Source organism: Curtobacterium sp. MCLR17_058 (assembly GCF_003234705.2).
In the GTDB taxonomy this organism is placed as follows: Bacteria; Actinomycetota; Actinomycetes; order Actinomycetales; family Microbacteriaceae; genus Curtobacterium; species Curtobacterium flaccumfaciens.
On the sequence record NZ_CP126262.1, the window covers coordinates 2,252,917 to 2,269,030 of the forward strand.

At 73.9% G+C, this 16,114-nt stretch carries 17 protein-coding genes; 8 read left to right on the forward strand and 9 right to left on the reverse strand.

The annotated features are described in order from the left end of the window. The first annotated feature begins 10 nt into the window (after nucleotides 1-10). Genes DEJ11_RS10685 through DEJ11_RS10700 form a run of 4 tightly spaced genes read left to right on the forward strand, consistent with a single transcriptional unit; the run spans nucleotide 11 to nucleotide 3,451 of the window. Nucleotides 11-964, forward strand: a complete 954-nt coding sequence (locus tag DEJ11_RS10685; RefSeq protein ID WP_071404591.1) for an ABC transporter permease — start codon at nucleotides 11-13, stop codon at nucleotides 962-964. Then, a complete protein-coding gene (locus tag DEJ11_RS10690; RefSeq protein ID WP_111103405.1) occupies nucleotides 961-1,860 on the forward strand; it encodes an ABC transporter permease in 900 nt (299 codons plus the stop codon). The genes DEJ11_RS10685 and DEJ11_RS10690 overlap by 4 nt, the downstream gene beginning before the upstream one ends. Further along, nucleotides 1,857-2,669 (forward strand): ABC transporter ATP-binding protein, encoded by an 813-nt coding sequence (locus DEJ11_RS10695; RefSeq protein ID WP_111103407.1) that lies wholly within the window; start codon nucleotides 1,857-1,859, stop codon nucleotides 2,667-2,669. Before DEJ11_RS10690 ends, DEJ11_RS10695 begins: the two co-directional genes overlap by 4 nt. Further along, entirely contained in the window at nucleotides 2,666-3,451 is a 786-nt protein-coding gene (locus DEJ11_RS10700; RefSeq protein WP_111103408.1) for an ABC transporter ATP-binding protein, read from the forward strand. Before DEJ11_RS10695 ends, DEJ11_RS10700 begins: the two co-directional genes overlap by 4 nt. A 707-nt stretch (nucleotides 3,452-4,158) precedes the next feature. Here the strand turns inward: DEJ11_RS10700 and DEJ11_RS10705 are convergent. Then, complete coding sequence (locus tag DEJ11_RS10705; RefSeq protein ID WP_111103409.1) at nucleotides 4,159-5,604, reverse strand: amidase; 1,446 nt, start codon at nucleotides 5,602-5,604, stop codon at nucleotides 4,159-4,161. Between the two features lie 40 nt (nucleotides 5,605-5,644). On the opposite strand from DEJ11_RS10705, the gene DEJ11_RS10710 reads away from it, so the two are divergent. Further along, nucleotides 5,645-5,947: a hypothetical protein gene (locus tag DEJ11_RS10710; RefSeq protein ID WP_111103410.1), complete on the forward strand. Its 303-nt coding sequence runs from the start codon at nucleotides 5,645-5,647 to the stop codon at nucleotides 5,945-5,947. Nucleotides 5,948-5,983: 36 nt separating this feature from the next. Here DEJ11_RS10710 and DEJ11_RS10715 read toward each other — a convergent pair whose 3' ends face one another. Continuing rightward, nucleotides 5,984-6,400, reverse strand: a complete 417-nt coding sequence (locus tag DEJ11_RS10715) for an HIT family protein (protein WP_181440819.1) — start codon at nucleotides 6,398-6,400, stop codon at nucleotides 5,984-5,986. Between the two features lie 52 nt (nucleotides 6,401-6,452). Between DEJ11_RS10715 and DEJ11_RS10720 the strand changes: the two genes are divergently transcribed. Further along, nucleotides 6,453-8,126, forward strand: coding sequence for an ABC-F family ATP-binding cassette domain-containing protein (locus DEJ11_RS10720; protein ID WP_111103412.1), 1,674 nt, complete (start codon nucleotides 6,453-6,455; stop codon nucleotides 8,124-8,126). A gap of 24 nt (nucleotides 8,127-8,150) precedes the next feature. Continuing rightward, on the forward strand, nucleotides 8,151-9,068 hold the full coding sequence (locus DEJ11_RS10725) for a L,D-transpeptidase (RefSeq protein ID WP_111103414.1): 918 nt from the start codon (nucleotides 8,151-8,153) through the stop codon (nucleotides 9,066-9,068). Between the two features lie 39 nt (nucleotides 9,069-9,107). Here DEJ11_RS10725 and DEJ11_RS10730 read toward each other — a convergent pair whose 3' ends face one another. From DEJ11_RS10730 to DEJ11_RS10740, 3 genes are read right to left on the reverse strand one after another with little or no spacing between them, the layout of a single operon-like run. Continuing rightward, nucleotides 9,108-10,388: a cytochrome P450 gene (locus DEJ11_RS10730; RefSeq protein ID WP_111103415.1), complete on the reverse strand. Its 1,281-nt coding sequence runs from the start codon at nucleotides 10,386-10,388 to the stop codon at nucleotides 9,108-9,110. A gap of 27 nt (nucleotides 10,389-10,415) precedes the next feature. Beyond that, nucleotides 10,416-10,979 (reverse strand): gluconokinase, encoded by a 564-nt coding sequence (locus tag DEJ11_RS10735; protein WP_027465812.1) that lies wholly within the window; start codon nucleotides 10,977-10,979, stop codon nucleotides 10,416-10,418. Then, nucleotides 10,976-12,532, reverse strand: a complete 1,557-nt coding sequence (locus DEJ11_RS10740; protein WP_111103416.1) for a GntP family permease — start codon at nucleotides 12,530-12,532, stop codon at nucleotides 10,976-10,978. Before DEJ11_RS10740 ends, DEJ11_RS10735 begins: the two co-directional genes overlap by 4 nt. Before the next feature lie 207 nt (nucleotides 12,533-12,739). Here DEJ11_RS10740 and DEJ11_RS10745 point away from each other — a divergent pair, with 207 nt between their 5' ends. Then, nucleotides 12,740-13,438 (forward strand): FadR/GntR family transcriptional regulator, encoded by a 699-nt coding sequence (locus tag DEJ11_RS10745; RefSeq protein WP_181433269.1) that lies wholly within the window; start codon nucleotides 12,740-12,742, stop codon nucleotides 13,436-13,438. A 106-nt stretch (nucleotides 13,439-13,544) separates the two neighbouring features. Here DEJ11_RS10745 and DEJ11_RS10750 read toward each other — a convergent pair whose 3' ends face one another. The 4 genes from DEJ11_RS10750 to DEJ11_RS10765 are packed head-to-tail and all read right to left on the reverse strand — an operon-like array spanning nucleotide 13,545 to nucleotide 16,092. Beyond that, the gene (locus DEJ11_RS10750) at nucleotides 13,545-14,150 is read right to left on the reverse strand and encodes a GNAT family N-acetyltransferase (RefSeq protein WP_027465815.1); all 606 of its coding nucleotides are present in this window, start codon (nucleotides 14,148-14,150) and stop codon (nucleotides 13,545-13,547) included. Between the two features lie 9 nt (nucleotides 14,151-14,159). Beyond that, entirely contained in the window at nucleotides 14,160-14,843 is a 684-nt protein-coding gene (locus DEJ11_RS10755; RefSeq protein ID WP_111103417.1) for a uracil-DNA glycosylase, read from the reverse strand. Between the two features lie 5 nt (nucleotides 14,844-14,848). After that, nucleotides 14,849-15,568, reverse strand: a complete 720-nt coding sequence (locus DEJ11_RS10760) for a Type 1 glutamine amidotransferase-like domain-containing protein (protein ID WP_111103418.1) — start codon at nucleotides 15,566-15,568, stop codon at nucleotides 14,849-14,851. Continuing rightward, nucleotides 15,565-16,092 carry a phosphoribosyltransferase gene (locus tag DEJ11_RS10765; RefSeq protein WP_051596753.1) on the reverse strand — a complete coding sequence of 176 codons (528 nt, stop codon included), beginning with the start codon at nucleotides 16,090-16,092 and terminating at the stop codon, nucleotides 15,565-15,567. The genes DEJ11_RS10760 and DEJ11_RS10765 overlap by 4 nt, the downstream gene beginning before the upstream one ends. Between the last annotated feature and the right edge of the window lie 22 nt (nucleotides 16,093-16,114).

The following is a 16,114-nucleotide window of genomic DNA, read 5'->3' on the forward strand; positions in this document are numbered from 1 at the left end:
CATCGGTGTCGTGACCCGGTTCCTCATCGGGCGGGTGCTCCTGCTCGTCGTCGGCCTGCTCGTGGCGAGCGTCATCATCTTCGCCACGCTCCGCGTGCTGCCCGGTGACGTCGCCCAGGTCGTCGCCGGCACGCAGTCGACCCCCGCGCAGGTGGAGCAGCTCCGGCAGCAGCTCGGACTCGACCGGCCCGTCGTGGTGCAGTACCTCGACTGGATCGGTGGGGTGTTCCGCGGTGACCTCGGCCGCTCGCTGGTGACGAACGGTGCCGTCGCACCGGAGATCGCGCAGAAGCTCGCGATCACCCTGCCGCTCGCCGCGATGTCCCTGGCGACCGCCCTGGTGATCGGCGTCCCGCTCGGCGTGGTCGCCGCGGTGCTCCGTCGACGCCCGGGCGGTGCGGTGATCGGGTTCGCGGCGCAGGCGGTCGCCGCCGTGCCCGTCGTGTGGGCCGGCATGCTCCTGGTCGCCCTGTTCGCGGTGACGCTGCACTGGCTGCCGACGCAGGGCTTCCCGCTCGACGGCTGGTCGGAACCCGGGCGGGCGTTCGCGTCGCTCGTGCTGCCCGCGCTGACGATCGGTGCGGTCGAGGGCGCCGTGATCCTCCGGTTCACCCGGTCCGCCACGCTCTCCGTCCTCGACGCCGACCACCTGCGCACCGCCGCCGCCGTCGGGCTCACCCGCACGCAGGCGCTGCTCCGCCACGGTCTGCCGAGCGTCGCCCTCACGGTGCTCGCCGTGCTCGGCGTCCAGATCGCCGGGCTGCTCGTCGGTGCCGTCGTCGTCGAGCAGCTGTTCTCCCTGCCCGGGGTCGGTCGGATGCTCGTGACCGACGTCGGCCGCCGCGACATCACGAAGGTGCAGTCGGAACTGCTCGTGCTCACCGGACTCGTGCTGCTCGTCGGGTTCGCCGTCGACGTCGTGCACCGCACCCTCGACCCCCGACAGCGCGAGGTGCAGGGATGATCCGCCGTCTGGTGTCCCGACCGACCGGGGTCTTCGCCGTCGTCGTGCTCGGCCTGCTGCTCGTGCTCGCCGCCGTGTCGCTCGTCTGGACGCCGCAGAACCCGTTCCGCGCCGATCCGTTCCACCAGTGGGAGGGCCCGAGCGCCGCGCACTGGTTCGGCACCGACGCCGCCGGCCGCGACATCGCGAGCTACCTGCTCGCCGGCACCCGCACCACCGTGCTCGTCGCCGTGGGCTCCGGGGTGATCGCGAGCGTCGTCGGGATCGTCCTCACCGCGATAGGTTCGCTCACCGCCCGCTGGGTGCGCGAGGGCACCGCGGTCCTGCTCGACATCCTGGTGGCGTTCCCGACCCTGCTCACCGCGATGCTCCTGACCGCGGTGTTCGGCGGGTCGCTCGGCGTCGTGATCGTCAGCGTCGGGCTGTCCTTCGGCGTGACGATCGCCCGCGTGGCCCGCGGTGAGATCCGGCGGATCGCCCGGAGCGACTACGTGACCGCAGCGCGGGCGTCCGGCGTCGGCGGTGCCGGGGTGCTCTTCCGCCACCTGGTGCCGAACGCGGCGCCGCTGTTCACCGTGCAGCTGTCGCTCGCGATGGCCACGGCCGTCCTCGCCGAGGCCGGGCTGTCCTACCTGGGCTACGGCGCCGGATCGGACACCGCGTCCTGGGGCAGCCTGCTGTCCGACCTGCAGACCTACATCGGGGTCCACCCCTGGAGTGCGACCTGGCCGGGAGCCGCCATCGCCCTCGTCGTCGCGGCACTGTCGTTGCTCGGCGACGCGGTGCGTGATGCCTCGGACCCGCGGCTGACGACGAGCGACCGCACGACGACCGACGGCACCGCGAGCGACCGGAGCGCCGATCCGGCGACGACCACGCCGGGGGTGACCGCATGACCGACCACGCAGCCAGCCCCGCCCACGCCACCGCAGCCTCCGGACTCGAGGTGCGCGGGTTGTCGGTCCGCATCACGGGGCGGACGATCCTCGACGACGTCAGCTTCACCGTGCCTCCCGGCCAGCGCGTCGGCGTGATCGGCGCGAGCGGATCCGGCAAGTCGATGACCTCGCTCGCCCTGATGGGCCTTGAGCCCACCGGCGCCGTCGTGACCGGCAGCGTCCGCCTGGACGGCACCGAACTCGTCGGCCTGCCCGACCGCGAGCGCGCGCGCCACCGTGGATCGGGCATCGCGATGGTGTTCCAGGAGCCGGGCACCGCGCTCGACCCGCTGCGCCGCGTCGGCGCGCAGATCGCGGAGCCGCTCCGGTTGCACCGCGGGCTCGACCGACGCGCGGCGCGCGCGGCAGCCGTCGACCTGGCGGCGTCCGTGGGCCTGCCCGACCCGGAGTCGCTGCTGCGGCAGTACCCGCACCAGCTGTCCGGCGGACAGCGGCAGCGGATCTGCATCGCGATGGCGATGGCGGGTGAGCCGTCGTACCTGGTCGCCGACGAGCCGACCACGGCGCTCGACGTCACCACCGAGGCCCGCATCCTCGACCTGTTCGAACACCTGCCGGCGGGCATGGTGTTCGTCACCCACGACCTCGCCGTGCTCGCGCGCATCGCCGACACCGCCGTGGTGCTCGACGCCGGCCGGGTGGTCGAACAGGGCCGCGTCGCGGACCTGCTCGCCGCACCGCAGCACCCCGCCACCGCCGCGCTCGTCGACGCCGCACGTGCCACCGCCAGGAGGACCGCCCCGTGACCCTCCCCGTCCTCGAGGCCACCGGTCTCCACCGCACCTACCGACTCCCCCGCCGCGGCCCGTTCGAGCCCGGGCCGGTCCGCACCGCCGTCGACGGCGTCGACCTGACGGTCGCCCCCGGCGCACGGCTCGGCATCGTCGGCGAATCGGGATCCGGCAAGTCCACGCTGGTCCGGCTGCTCGCCGGCCTGGAGGCCCCTTCCGCCGGCGCCGTCGCCGCCTCCGGCCGTCCGGTGGTCGCGTCCCGGTCCGCGCGTGCGTTGCGCTGGTTCCGTCGCGAGACCGGGGTGGTGTTCCAGGACCCCTACGCGTCCCTCGACCCGCGGATGCGCGTCGGCGCGATCGTCGCCGAGCCGCTGCGGGCCCTGCAGGTCCCGGGCTCGCACGACGACCTGGTCCGTGCCGTGCTGGAGCGCGTCGACCTGCCCGCCGACACGGTCGACCGGTACCCGCACGAGTTCTCCGGCGGGCAACGGCAGCGGATCGCGATCGCCCGCGCCGTGGTGCACTCGCCGCGGATCCTGTTCGGCGACGAGCCGATGAGCGCCCTCGACGTGGTGGTCCGCGCTCGGGTGATCGAGCTGTTCCGGTCGCTCGCCGACGACCTCGGGCTGACGCTCGTGCTGGTGTCGCACGACATCGGCGTCGTGCAGCGGCTGTGCGACACGGTCGCGGTGATGTCCGACGGCCGCATCGTCGAGCACGGGCCGGTGTCGCTCCTCGATGCGCCGCAGCACCCGGTGACGCGGGCGTTGGTGGCGGCGGCGCCGACGCTGCCGTAGGGCGGCGGGCGGCGGGCGGCGGGCACCGTGCGCGTTCCGCCACTCGGTGCGAGCTTGCCCGCACAGAGCCGGCCTACACGGCCACACCGGACAAGCAACGCCGCACCACACGCACGAAACCGCACCGTGCGCCAGACAGGAGGCACGGCACCAGCCCGCCCCGCGCCTCCAGACCAGACGCACACGAGTCCACCGCACCGTGCGCACCCCGCCACTCCGTGCGGGCTTGCCCGCACAGAGCCGGCCTACAAGGCCGCACCGAACAAGCAACGCCGCACCACATGCGCGAAACCGCACCGTGCGCCAGACAGGAGGCACGGCACCAGCCCGCCCCGCGCCTCCAGACCAGACGCACACGAGTCCACCGCACCGTGCGCACCCCGCCACTCGGTGCGGGCTTGCCCGCACAGAGCCGGCCTACAAGGCCGCACCGGACAAGCAACGCCGCACCACACGCACGAAACCGCACCGTGCGCCAGACAGGAGGCACGGCACCGGCCCGCCCCGCGCCTCCAGACCAGACCCACACGAGTCCACCGCACCGTGCGCGCCCCGCCACTCCGTGCGGGCCTGCCCGCACGGAGCCGGCCTACAAGGCCGCATCGAGCAAGCAACGCCGCACCAGCCGGACAACGCCGCACGGTGCGCCGCGCGCCCGAGCGCCGCGCCCCCGCACCCCGCGCACCGGAGCGGCCCCGGGCCTCCCGTCAGGCGGTCCAGGCAGCCGGGTGCCGCCGCTGCCAGCGCAACCGGCGCTCGAGCTGCGCGCCGATCGCGAGCAGGACACGCTCGCCGCCGGGGCGTCCGATCAGCTGCACGCCCATCGGCAGCCCGCCACCGTCGGGGTGGTCGTCGTCGGTCACGCCGACCGGCAGGGTGATCGCGGGGAGCCCGGACACGTTCGCCATCGACGTCCACGGCGAGTACGCGCACTGGCGGCGGAAGTCCTCGTCGGGGTCGTCGCCGTACCAGCCGAGGGGCCGCGGCGTCATCGCGAGGGTCGGCGTGAGCACCGCGTCGAACCGGTCGAACGCACCGATGAGCGTCGTCGAGAAGGTGTCGAGCGTCGACATCGCCTCGAGGACCTGCGTGCCGGACAGCGCCTGTCCGCGCGCCACGAGCCACGCCACGAGCGGGGTCAGCGCCGACAGGTCGATCCCGGGCACCTGCGGCAGGCGGGCGGCCGAGCTCTCCCACGCCACCCGGAACGCGTCGGCGTAGGGCACACGGGGCATCCGGACGTCCTCGACGCCGTGCCCGACCTCGCCGAGCACCCGCACGGCGGTCTCCACGGCGGCCCGGGCCGCGGGGTCGACGACCACGTCGACGGTGTCGTCCCACGGCGAGCCCTCGAGCACCCCGACGACGAACCGGCCCTCGCCACGGACGGCGGCCGCGGTGAACGGCCCCTCGCCGACGTCGGGGGTGACGAGCGCGTAGGGCGACGGCTCCGGCAGCCCGGTCGGCGCGACCAGCGCGTCGAGCAGCATGCCCGCGTCGGCGACGGACCGGGTGAGCGGCCCGGCCACGGACAGGCCACCGACGCCGGAGCGGCCGGGCATCGACGGCACGCGGCCGCGGCTCGGCTTCAGGCCGACGAGCCCGGTCGCCGCGGCGGGGATCCGCACCGATCCGCCGCCATCCGACCCGACCGCGGCTGGCACGAGTCCGGCGGCGACGGCGACGGCCGCACCGCTCGACGACCCGCCCGGCGCGCGCGTGGTGTCGTAGGGGTTCCGCGTCACGCCGAGCCGGGTCTCGGACGACGAGGACATGCCGAACTCCGGTGAGGCGGTCTTGCCGAGGCTGACGGTGCCGGCCGCGTCGAGCGCGGCGACGAGCGGGTGGTCGGCCGACGCGGGCCGCTCCGGCAGGCTCGCGGTGCCGTTCCGCGTGGGGACCCCGGCGCGGTCGTACAGGTCCTTGTCGGCGGACGGGAGGCCCCACAACGGTCTCGACGTCGGCACCAGGTGGCCGAGGCGATCGGCTCGGGCCCGGGCAGCGTCCGCGGTGACCGTCACGAAGGCGCCGAGTCCGGCGTCCAGGCGTTCCACGCGGGACAGGTAGTGCTCGGTGACCTCGAGGGCGGTCGCCTCGCCCCGGCGGATCCAGTCCCAGAGTTCCTGTGCGGAGAGGTGGTGGAGTTCGAACACGGCTCCGAGCCTAGGCGGCGGTGGCCCGTATCCTTCGACGGTGGACACCACTCTCCCCTCCGGCACGACGAAGCGCCGGATCGAACTCCGGCTCGTCCGGCCCCTGTTCGCCTGGTTCGCCCGGCCGACCGTCACCGTCGACGGGGTGGGGCACCCGGCCCAGTGGGGCACCGGCACGTGGGCGGTGCCGGACGACGGCGACACGGTGATCGGCGTGTACCTGTTCAACCGTGCGTGGCGGTTCGGAGCGGCCTCGGTGTCGGTCGGCGGCGGCGCGACGGCGCTGGACTACCGGGGCGGGCTGCTGCCGGTGGGTGCGGGTCGGTTGACGCCGCGCGGCTGAGGGTCGCGCCGGGCCGGGCAGGGTCTGCTCGGGCGGCTACTCGAACATCTCGGCGAGGAGCGCGTGCGGATCACCGTCGACCACGTGCGCCGATCGTCGCTCCAGCCAGTGCGTCGTGGCGTCGTCCGGCCAGCACGGCACGACGTGGAGGTGCAGGTGCGGCACGCTCTGGCCGGCGTCCGCGCCCGATGCCTGCAGCACGACGGTCCCGGTCGCACCGAGCGCACCCTTCATCGCACGGGCGACGCGCTGCGCCAGTGCCGTGGTGGCGGCGAGTGCCGTGGGGCCGGCGGTGAGCAGGTCGGCGGTGTGCTCGACCGGCACGACCAGGGTGTGCCCCGGAGCGAGCACCGAGTCGGGCAGGGGTGCGAAGGCGACGGCGTGCTCCTCGCGTTCGACCCACGTCGCGGGTTCGTCACCGGCGATCACGGCACAGAAGACGCAGGAGTCCATCGGCCCAGTCTGCTGCACGTGGGGTGCCCGCTCCGCGTGGGACGATGGGCGCATGACCGCCACGCTCGTCGCCAAGGGCCTGTCCGGCGGGTACGCCGCTCGCACGCTGTTCGACTCCCTCGACCTGACGGTGGCGCCTGGTGACGTGATCGGGGTCGTCGGTGTGAACGGTGCCGGCAAGTCCACGCTGCTCCGGCTGCTGGCCGGGGTCGACGAGCCGCTGGCCGGCACGGTCTCCCTGGCACCGACGGACGCGTTCGTGGGGTGGCTCCCCCAGGAGCACGAGCGCATCGCTGGTGAGACCGTCGCGGCGTACCTCGGGCGGCGGACCGGCTGCACCGAAGCGACCGTGGCGATGGACACAGCGGCTGCGGCGCTCGGGGACCCCGACGCCGGCGACGCAGCGGCCGACCGGTACTCGGCGGCGCTCGACCGCTGGCTCGCCGCGGGGGCCGCGGACCTGGAGGACCGGATCCCAGCGGTGCTCGCCGACCTCGGCCTCGAACCCGGCACCGGCGACTCCGGTGCGGACGGCGTCGGCCCGGACTCCCTGATGACCGCGCTGTCCGGTGGGCAGGTCGCCCGCGTCGGGCTCGCCGCGCTGCTGCTGTCGCGGTTCGACATCGTCCTGCTCGACGAGCCGACCAACGACCTCGACCTGGACGGCCTCGACCGGCTCGAGGCGTTCGTGCGTGGGCTGCGCGGCGGGGTGGTGCTCGTCAGTCACGACCGTGAGTTCCTGGCGCGCTCGGTGACCTCGGTGCTCGAGCTCGACCTGGCGCAGTCGTCGAACCGGCTGTTCGGCGGCGGGTACGACTCGTTCCTCGAGGAGCGCGAGATCGCCCGGCAGCACAAGCGTGACGCGTACGACGAGTTCGCGTCGACGAAGGCCGACCTGGTCTCGCGGGCACGGACGCAGCGCGAGTGGTCGAGCCAGGGTGTGCGGAACGCCATGAAGAAGAGCCCGGACAACGACAAGATCCGCCGTCGTGCCGCCTCGGAGTCGAGCGAGAAGCAGGCGCAGAAGGTCCGGCAGATGGAGTCCCGCATCGCCCGGCTCGACGAGGTCGAGGAGCCGCGCAAGGAGTGGCAGCTCGAGTTCACGATCGGCAGCGCACCCCGGTCGTCGGCCGTCGTCGCGACGTTGTCGGACGCCACGTTCACCCAGGGCGACTTCACCCTCGGCCCGGTCTCGCTGCAGGTCGACGGCGGTGACCGGATCGGCATCACCGGCCCGAACGGCGCCGGCAAGTCCACCCTCCTGCGGGCGCTGCTCGGCAAGCAGGCGCCGACGACGGGCACGGCCTCGCTCGGGTCCAGCGTCGCGGTCGGCGAGGTCGACCAGGCGCGTGCGGCGTTCACCGGTGACCAGCCCCTGGCAGCGGCGTTCGAGGCGATCGTCCCCGAGTACACGACCGCCGACGTCCGGACGCTGCTCGCGAAGTTCGGGCTGAAGGCGGACCACGTCGGCCGACCGGCCTCGGCGCTCTCCCCCGGCGAGCGCACCCGGGCCGGACTCGCGCTGCTGCAGGCCCGCGGGGTGAACGTGCTCGTCCTCGACGAACCGACCAACCACCTGGACCTCACCGCGATCGAGCAGCTCGAGCAGGCACTGGAGTCCTACGACGGGACCCTGCTGCTCGTCACACACGACCGGCGCATGCTGGAGACCGTCCGACTCGACCGGCAGTGGCGGGTCGAGGGCGGCACCGTCACCGAACGCTGACAGATCGACCGAGGGGGAAGCACCATGCGACGCAACACCTGGATCGCGACGACTGCCGGGGTGGTGGTGCTCGCCGTCGCTGCCGTCGTGGTGGGGGTGACCGTCGGGTCGCCAGCACCGGAGCCGACCCGCGCGGCCCGGGCCACGACGACACCGACCCCGAGCGCCACGCCGAAACCGAAGCCGACGCTCGCGGCCGTCCCCGCTGCACCGTCCGACGCGACCCTGGCCGCGCTGCCGTTGGCGTTCCACGACGCCGTCGTGCCGCAGTTGCTCGACGGCGGGGACGTGGAGCCCGAGGACACGTGGCAGATCGCGACCCCGCGGACGCCGCTCGTCGCCCTGTACGCGAGCCCGTCGAGCCGCGCCCGGCCGGTGGCGACCCTGTCCCACCTGGTGTCGACGATCAACCGGCCCGCGGCGACCGCCGTGTGGGGTCGCTCCCCCGGCCGGGACGGCGGGATGCTCCTGGTGTCGACGCCGTCCCGCAACCGCACCCCCGGTGACGGCGGCGACCCGGACGCCCCGAGCGCGACGTTCGCCTGGGCCCGGGCCGCCGACTTCACCGTGACGCGCACCGACCGGATGATCACGGTCGACGTCGCGGCGAGCACCGTGTCCGTCGTCACCCGGTCGGGCAAGGTCACGGCAACCGAGGCCGCCCGGCTCGGGACGCCGGAGGACCCGACACCGACCGACACCGCCACCTACGTCGAGGCGGCGTACGTCGACACCCGCGTCGCGTACACGCAGGGCAACCCGATCATCCTGACCGGGGCGCACTCGTCGCGGATCCCGTCGTACGGCGGCAACGCCGCGCTGACCGCGTTGCACTACTACCCGGACCCGACCGGCAGCTCGCACGGCTGCGTTCGGGTCTCGGCGGAGATGACGAAGACGCTCGCGGCGCTGCCCGTCGGCACCCCGATCCGGTTCAGCTGAGCGACGGGCCGGCGGACACCGGGGCGGGAACCGACCGGGTCAGTGGACGGGGCAGCGGCCCCGGACCTCCCCGCCCGATGCCGGCTTCGTCGGCAGTCGGCGGCGGTCGACCTGGAGCCCGTCGTCGAGGACCGTCAGCCGCGGGTCGCTCAGCACCGAGACCGCGGCCGCGAGTGCGGCGATCGCGACCTTCTCGCCGGGGCACCGGTGCCCCGTGGCGACGTCGGCACCGCCGTGCGGGACGAACGTCGTGATGGACTCGAAATCGTCCACGCCGAGGAACCGCGACGGGTCGAACTCGCCGGCACGCTCCCACGAGCGCTCGTCGGTGTCGGTCCCGGTGATGTCGAGCACCACGCGCCCGCCGGCGGGCAGGTGTTCGCCGTCCAGCTCGACGTCCGTGGTGGCCCAGGCGGGCAGCATCGGCACGAACGGCGCGGTCCGGCGGATCTCCTGCGCGAAGGCGACGGCGAGCGGGCCGTCGACGCGCGGCCCGTCAGCGGCGTCGGCCGCCGCGCTCTCGGCGGCGATCCGTTCCCGCCACTCCGGCCGGTCGTGCAACTCCTTCGCCGCGAACGCCACGAACCGGGCCACCGCGATGGCCGGCCGGATGCTGTTCTGCAGTTCGATGCCGGCCAGCCGGGCCGGCAGCAGCGCCCCGGAGGGGTCCCGGTGCCACGCCCACTCGTGCAGGGCGGTGTGCGGCTCGGGGGTCAGCCGGCCACCGCGCACGGCCTCGACCAACCGCCGGGCGTGCCGGTCCGACCAGTGCCGGTTCAGGACGGCCTGCAGGTACTCCGGTGAGTACGGCACCCCGAAGCCGTCGACGACCTGGGCGAGCCGTGCCGCCCACCGGGTCTTCGCCGCCGGCGTCCCGGGCAGCCCTGCCCACCGCATGACGGCGCGGCCGATCGCACCGACGGCCGCGTCGTACGCCGACCGGGTGCCACCGGCGAGCCAGGCGTCGCGTTCGGTCGCCCACTCCCGGGTCAGCAGGGGTGCGAGCCGCCGGACCTGCTCGTCCTCGTACGCGACGTCGACGAAGGTGGCCTTGCGGTGGTGGTGCTCCGCCCCGTCGAGACTGTGCACCGAACCGACGCCGAACAGCGTCCGCTGGACGATCCCCGGCATCGCGCCGTGGCGTGCCGTGCGGTCGCCGTCGTAGAACAGCCCGACGCCCTCGGCACCACGCACGAGCAGCGCCGGACGTCCGAGCAGTCGGAAGCCAACCGCCCGCGCCCCCGGGCGGGTCCGGCGCCACAGGTGGGCACCGAACCCGTAGCCGCGGGTCAGGAGCGAGAGGGAGTCGTCGATCGCCATGCGGCCATGCTGCCGAGCGCCGCCCGATCAGGCTCTCGGGATCCGGACCAGTCCGAGCCGCGCCACGACCTCGGCGCTCTCCTCTTCCGGGGTGCGGTCGGCGGCGATCGTCAGGTGGGCCTCGTCGGACTGCGGCGGCTCGAGCGTGGCGAGCTGCGACTGCAGCAGCGACGTCGGCATGAAGTGCCCGGAACGCTGCGACATCCGCTCCTCGATGAGCGCGCCGTCACCGGCCACGTGCACGAACACCACCCCGGGGGCCCGCAGCACGTCGCGGTACGAGCGCTTCAGGGCCGAGCAGGTCACGACGCCGTTCGTCCCGGCGTCCAGGTGTCCGCGGATCCAGCCGGCGACGACGTCGAGCCACGGCCAGCGGTCCTCGTCGGTGAGCGGGGTGCCGGCGTGCATCTTGTCGACGTTCGCCGGCGGGTGCATCGCGTCGCCCTCGGCGAACTCCCACCCGACCTGCTCCGCCACCATGGCGGCGACGGTCGACTTACCGGACCCGGAGACCCCCATCACCACCAGGACGCGAGCATCCAGCCCGGCGTCGGACGCACCGGCAGCAGCAACTCCTCCTGCGCCGCTCATCGGACGAACACCCCGGCCAGCAGGACCCCGAGCAGACCGAACACCGAGATGAGGCACTCGAGCACCGTCCACGTCTTGAACGTCTGCCCCACCGTGGTGCCGAGGTACCCCTTCACCAGCCAGAACCCGGCGTCGTTCACGTGCGACAGGAACACCGAGCCGGCGCCGATCGCGAGCACGAGCAGCGACGTCATCGGCGTCGACAGGTCGGCGGCGATCGGCGCCATGATGCCGGCGGCGGTCACCGTGGCGACCGTGGCCGACCCGGTCGCCACGCGCACCAGGGCCGAGACGACCCAGGCGACGAGCAGCACCGAGACGCCGGAGTCCTTGACGGCGTCGGCGATCACGCCGCCGATCCCCGTGTCGATGAGCACCTGCTTGAAGCCACCGCCGGCGCCGACGATGAGCAGCACCCCGGCGATCGGGGGCAGCGCGCTCTCGAGCGACTTCGACACCGCCGAGCGGTCCATCCCGCCGCCGATCGCGAAGAAGACCATCGCGTAGACGGCCGCGATGCCGATGGCGATCATCGGCGAGCCGAGGAAGTCGAGCAGGCTCACCCACGACCCGGCAGCATCGGGGGCGGTGGCCTCACGGATCGCCTGGGCGAGCATGAGCACGACCGGCAGCAGGATGCCGATCAGGGCGACGGTGAACGACGGGCTGCGCGGCTCGCTGATGACGCGCGTGAAGTCGCTCTTGCCGTTGGGCAGGGACGCGGTGTCCTGCGTGGCGGGGCCGCGCCGGGCCTCCCGTCCGGGGTGTGCCGGGTCGTCGGCGAAGGCGGCGGACCCGGAACCCGACCCCGAACCCGGGCCGGCGGTGGCGACCGCCCCACGCGACCCGAACATGTCGGGGACGGGGATGTCGACCCAGCGGGCCGCGAAGCGGGCGAAGAGCGGCCCGGCCAGGATGATCACCGGGATCGCCAGCACGATGCCGAAGGCGAGCGTGGTGCCGAGGTTCGCACCGACGGTGGAGATCGCGACGAGCGGGCCGGGGTGCGGCGGGACGAACGCGTGCATCGTCGACAGGCCGACCAGGGCGGGGACGGCGATCTTCATGATCGGCACCTCGCTCCGCTTCGCGACCAGCACGATGATCGGGATGAGCAGGACGAGGCCGACCTCGAAGAACATGGGCAGTCCGATGAGCGCGCCGATCAGGGCCATCGTCCACGGCAGCGCCGCCTTCGACGACTTCCGCACCAGGGTGTCCACGATGCGGTCCGCTGCGCCGGAGTCGACGAGCATCTTGCCGAACATCGCCCCGAGCCCGACGAGGATGCCGACGCTGGTCATGGTCGCGCCGAAGCCGTCACCGAAGCTGGTGACCGCCTTGTCGGGAGCGAGCCCCGCGCCGATGCCGACGCCGAGCGCGCCGATCGTGAGCGCGATGAACGGGTGCACCTTCAGCCAGGTGATGAGCGCGATGATCACCACGATGCCGGCGAGCGCCGCGATGATCAGCTGCGGGATCGAACCGGACGGGTCGACCGTCTCGGTGGTGCCACCCGCGGAGAGCAGGTGGTCCGGGAGAGCGTGAGGCATCAGCGCCCCTTCCTGGAGTCGCTGCTGCGCGGCTCCGTCGCCTTCGTGTCGAGGGTGGACTGGCGCGACGAACGCCGACCCTCAATAATCTGATTAATCAGACTATACGAGGTCGCCCCGCGCGCCAACCGCCCGTCCCCGGAGTCTGCCGCTTCGATGGGACCGGCGTCACGACGACCGCGTGACCCGTACTGCACGGAGGAAACGATGCCCACCGCACGCGGACTGCACGCCCACGTGCTCGACACCCTGGGCCAGCGGATCGTCGACGGCGACCTGGCCACGGGTTCCGTCGTGCGACCCGAACTGGTCGCCGACGAGTTCGGGGTGTCCCGCTCGGTCGTCCGCGAGGCCCTGCGCGTCCTGCAGTCCCTCGGCCTGGTCGAGCCCCGGCAGCGGGTCGGCACGCTCGTCCGCGACATCACCGCGTGGGAGCTGCTCGCCCCCACCGTGATCCGGTGGCGCGGTACTTCACCGGCGTACTTCGTGCAGCAGCGGGAGCTCGTGGAGCTCCGGCTCGGCGTCGAACCGGTCGCGGCGTCCCTGACCGCCGGCTCCGCGGGCGCGGACGCCGTGCTCGCCGCCGCCGAGGACATGCTCGACGCCTGCGGACGCGAGGACAGCCGCGCCTACCTGGAGGCCGACGTCCGCTTCCACCGTGCCCTGCTCACCGGGTCGGGGAACGCCGTGTTCGCGCACTTCGCCGGCACGGTCGAGGCGCTGCTCCGCACCCGCACGTCGGAGTCGCGCGACCCCATCACGCGCTGGACGCGCGAGGCGGCGCTCCGGCACCAGGCCGTCGGGCGCGCAGCGGTCGACGGTCACGCGGACGCCGCCGCGGCGGCGGCCACCGCGCTGCTCCGCGTGACGCGCGACGAGTTCATCACCGAGGCGCCGGCGGGCTGACGCGACCGGGCGACGGCCTGGAGGCGCGTGCCGGGGCCGCCACGGGCCTCCCGTCCGCCCCGCGGCCGCGTCTCGAGCGTGACGCGCGTCGACCGCGTCGGCTCCGTCAGCGGCGGCGTGCGAACAACCGCGGGCCGCGCAGGCGGAGCCGCATCGTGACGGTGCCGAGCCACCGGTCGTACTTGTAGCCGACCTTGCCCATCCGGCCGACCTCCTCGAAGCCGAGCCGCTCGTGCAGCCGGATCGACGCCTCGGCCTGGCGGTCCGCGATGACGGCGACGACCTCGCGCACGCCGGCCGACCGGCACTCGTCGAGCAGCGCCTCCATCAGCGCGCGGCCGAGCCCCTTGCCACCGGACGCGGCGCCGAGGTAGATCGAGTCCTCGACGACGTGGTTCGAGCGGTCCCGCGGGTTCCACGCGTCGACCAGGGCGTACCCGAGGATCTGCCCGGCGGGGTTCTCCGCCACCAGGAACGGCAGGCGGCGCTTCCGGATGTCGTCGTAGCGCTTCTTCCACGCGGCGTACGTGAAGGCCGCCGGGTCGAAGGTCACCGACGAGTTGCGGACGTAGTGCGTGTGGATCTCGCGCACGTGGGGCAGGTCCCCCACCTCGGCCGCACGGATGCGGTACTCGAAGGCCGTCTCGGTCGCCGCCGGGGCACGCAGGTGTCGCGGCAGGACCCGCCGTCGCTGGTATTCCTCCTCGAGCACGTGCCGAGCCTACTGAGCGGGCAGCGTCCAGTCGACGGGCGGTGCGCCCTGCGACTCGAGCAACGCGTTCACCTGCGAGAACGGGCGGCTGCCGAAGAACCCACGCGACGCGCTGAGCGGGCTCGGGTGGGCCGACGCGACGACCGGGGTGTCGCCGAGGAGTGGTCGCACCGAACCGGCCTGGGCACCCCAGAGCACGGCGACGAGCGGGGTGCCACGGGCGACCAGGGCGCGGACGGCCTGGTCGGTCACAGCCTCCCAACCCTTGCCGCGGTGGCTGCCGGCCTCGCCCGCCTGCACGGTGAGCACCCGGTTGAGCAGCAGGACGCCCTGGTCGGACCACGCCCGCAGGTCGCCGTGTTGCGGGGGCGTCACCCCGAGGTCGTCGGCGAGCTCGCGGTAGATGTTCGCCAGGCTCCGCGGCACCGGACGGACGGCCGGGTCGACGGCGAAGGACAGCCCGATCGGGTGGCCCGGCGTCGGGTACGGGTCCTGCCCGACGACCAGCACCTTGACGGCGTCGAACGGGGTCGTGAACGCGCGGAGCACGTCGCCGCCCGCTGGCAGGTAGTGGCGACCGGCCACGGTCTCGTCCCGGAGCCACGCGCCGATCCGGTGCACGTCGGGCTCGACCGGCGCGAGGGCATCGGCCCAGCCGGGGTCGACCAGGTCGGCGAGCGGCCGTGGTTCCACGTCGGCTACACGCCCATGGTGGCGACGGCCACCGACTCCTCGCCGGCCATCACACGCCAGACGCTGCCGGTCCCGCGGACCTCGAGCGCGCCCTCGCCGACGACGAGCGTGGTGTCCTCGTCGATCGCGAGTCCGGCGGTGACGAACTCGGCCTCGGCGCTGGCGACGAGCCGCGCGAGCGTGCCGGCCTGCACCGCGTGCACGTCGATGGTCAGGTCGACCAGGCCGAGGCCCTCGCGGAGCTCGACCTCGTCCAGCCCCTCGGACGCCGCCTCGGGGCAGATCTCGACGCCGCCGATGCGCCAGCCGCCCACCAGGGCACGGTCGGCGGCGATCATCGCACCGGCCGAGTAGCCGAGGTAGGGCAGACCGTCGGAGACGAGCAGCCGGAGCTGGTCGACGAGCGGGGCGATCGCCGCCAGGTAGTCGGGGGTGACGCCGCCGCCGACCACCAGGGCGTCGACGTCGCTCAGGACGGTGGTCTCGAAGACCTGACCGGCCGCGACCTCGGTGACGAGCACCTCGGCCGTGCGCGGGCCGCCGAGGACCTCGGCGATGTCGGCCGTCGACGACGGGCTGCCGCCGTCCGGGCCCGCCACGGAGAGCAGGGCGATGCGCGGGATGCTCCGGCCGACCGCTGCCGAACGGGCGGTCGCCTCGGCGAGGAACGGTGCTGCGGCGTCCGAGGCGGCGAACAGACCGCCGCCGACCAGGTGGATGCTCACGACTCGGCCGTCACGGGGGCGAGGGCGCTCCACGGGAACGTGATCCAGCCGTCGACCCGGCGCCACACGTGGTCGGGCTCGAGGACGGTGCCGGGCTTCGAGTACAGGCAGGCGCTCCGGACGTCGGCACCGGCGTTCCGGATGATGTCGACCACCAGGCGCAGGGTGCGGCCGGAGTCCGACACGTCGTCGACGACGAGGACCCGCTTGCCGGCCAGGCTCGGGGCGTCGAGGGCGGGGGCGAGCACGACCGGCTCCTCCAGCCGCTGCTCGACGTCGGTGTAGAACTCGACGTTGATCGAGCCGCACTCCTTGGTGCCGAGGGCGTACGCCACGGCGCCGGCGATGATCAGTCCGCCGCGGGCGACGGCGACGACGACCTCGGGCTCGAAGCCGCTGGACAGGACGTCCTTGGCGAGCAGGCGTGCGGCGTCACCGAACTCGAGCCAGCCGAGTACCTCGGGCCCGCTCGTCACGGTCACGGTGGACGGAGCCGCGGGCTCGGGTTCGCTGCTGATCGGCATCCGACCACGGTACCGGCAGGGA